Below are 2,439 nucleotides of genomic sequence, written 5' to 3' on the forward strand. Positions count from 1 at the left end.
CTAATGCTGCTCAATCAGCATCTAGTGCCGCAGTGGTAGCCTCAAATGACAATTCAGCTGTAGCAAATGCGCTTGCAATTGCATCCCTTGCTAACTCAGTTGCTAAATCAGCATCCGTAAGACAAAGTGCTGCTATTCAATCAGCATCACAAGCTTCAAGTAGTGCGGCTGCTGAAAGTAACGCGACTGCTTCTCAAGCATCTAGCGCTACCCAAGCTAACTCAGCAACTTCAATCTACGCTGGATCAGCAAGCGCAAATGCTTCTCAAGCTCAATCTGGAGCTTCAGCTGCTAGTTCTGCAGCCCAAGTTACTTCACTCATTGCTTCTGGAGCAACTCAAAACAGCAGTGCTCAATCATATGCAAGTGAAGCTTCTGCAGCAACTGTCATTGCTTCATCCGCTGCTTCTCAAGTAGCGAGTGCAAATGCAATTGCTCAATCTAACAGTAGTATTGCTAGTTCTGCTAATTCGGCTGCTGCATCTGCCAATGTTCAAGCAAGTGCTCAAGCCAGTGCAGCTGTATCATTTGCTAGTCAAGTGGCTAGTGCCGCCAGTGCAGGTAACTTCTCTGCTGTTACTTCATTGAACTCACAAATGAACGCTGCTAATAGTGCTGCTGCTTCATACTACAGCTACGCTACTTCCGTAAACTCAGTTGCAACTTCCGCTGCCAATGCTGCTGCAATTGCTCAATCAGTTGCTAGTTCCGCTAATGTAACGGTTCAAAATGCTAACTCAGTTGCGCAAAGCGATGCTGCCGCTGCTTACGCTGTTACGCACTTGTCTAATAATGCTAGTCAATACGCTTCAGCTGCTAACGCTTCAACTAGTGTAGCTGCTCAAACGTTCAGTCAAGTTAGCGGTAATGCTAACTTAGCAAATAGTTACTCAGTTGTTGCTTACACCAACACTTCAGAAACTGCAACGCCTGCTAGTTCCGCTGTTCAAATTGCTAGTCAAGCACTTAGTCTTGCTGCTCAATCAGCTGGTAACCAAGCATTGATCAGTTATGCTGCTCAAGCTAGTTCTGCTGCCGCTGTTATTACTTCCGCATCTGCTGATGCTGTAATTGCTAACAGCCAAGCTAGTTCCGCTACGGTAGTTGCTAACTCTGCTGCTTCTGCTGCTAATTCAGCTGCTTCGATTGTTAACAGCGCTCAAACCGCTGCTAACAATGCGAATACGAATGCTTCACTCGCTTACTCACGTGGTGATGCTGCACTTGGAGACAGTTACGCATCAGTTGCTTCCGCAGCTGCTGCATCTGCTGCCTCAGCAACAACTCAATTGAGTTCTGCTAACTCAGTGCTTGCTTCTGCTACGGTATTGGCAAGTTCAGCTGCTAGTCGTGCTGCTAGTGATTATCAAACGATCATCCTAGCTGCTAAGGTCATCTTCTCAGGTGAATCTAACCTAAGCTCAACTGCTGACTACTACAAAGAAGGGGTTTCTGACGCTAAGGACGATTCTGGTAAGTCTTCTGAATACGCAAGTCAACCTACTTACCTTGGTGCTTATGATGGTTACAAGGCAGGATACAAGGGTAAGACTGCTAAGTCAGACTTTACTGGTGAAGCTAGTGGTTATGAAACTAATTACGACAAGGCTTATGCTGCTGGACGCGCAGCTTACTTGAAGCAAGTTGCCGCTGGTAAAGCTGCAGCCAAGGCTGATACTAAGTATGCAAAGGAATCATTAGCTGGTAAGTCTGCTGGTTACAAGTATGGATACGTTAAGGAATTCAATGGTAAGTTGAAGAAGCACCCACTTTACATCTACAACACCAAGGGCGTTTACGTTCACAGTAAGGCTACCTTTGGTAATGGTGTAAAGGTTGCTGGATACGCCAAGAAGGCTCGTAACAAGATCAGTGAATTTAAGGTTTCTAAGATTGCCCTTTCTAAGAGTGGCTTGGTACGTTACTACGTTAAGAGTCATTTGAGTGCTAACTCGACTAAGGGTTACCTTACTGCTAACCGCAAGTACATTGTCAACGCTTACTACAGTAAGAGTGAAATGGCTAATGCAGGTAGCAAGACCGTTAAGGTAATCAACAATAAGGGAATTCGGACTCATAGTTCAAAGACCTTTAATTCAGAAAGTGGTAAGTACTACAAGCGTGGCAAAGAACTTCATGTTAATCGGGTTGTAAACTACAGAGGTTTGACTCGTTTCTACATTGGTCACGGTAAGTACATTACTAGTAACAAGAAATTTGTTAAGTTCGTTTAATACAAATTTTTAAGTAATTGAAAATAGGTTTCCAAAATCGTTTTAACCGATTTTGGGAACCTATTTTTTTTTGAATAAATTTAACGAAACTAAATAGAATTAAATGAATTATTTGTCTATTAGTGATAGAATGACTGTATGTAGTTGTGTACTAAATTATTCTTTCTAACGTTCGTAATCTTTAAGCAAATGAGGGGGATACTTT

At 43.2% G+C, this 2,439-nt stretch carries 1 protein-coding gene (only partly in view); it reads left to right on the forward strand.

Going from position 1 to position 2,439, the window contains the following annotated elements; translation table 11 throughout:
- Window positions 1-2,234, forward strand: the end of a protein-coding gene (locus ACSYTJ_RS01135) for a DUF5776 domain-containing protein (protein WP_491719949.1). 24,775 nt of this gene lie to the left of the window's left edge; 2,234 of the gene's 27,009 nt are visible here — the last part of the coding sequence; its start codon lies off the left edge, out of view; its stop codon occupies window positions 2,232-2,234.
- Window positions 2,235-2,439 lie beyond the last annotated feature (205 nt).

This window comes from Nicoliella sp. ESL1113, assembly GCF_058509245.1.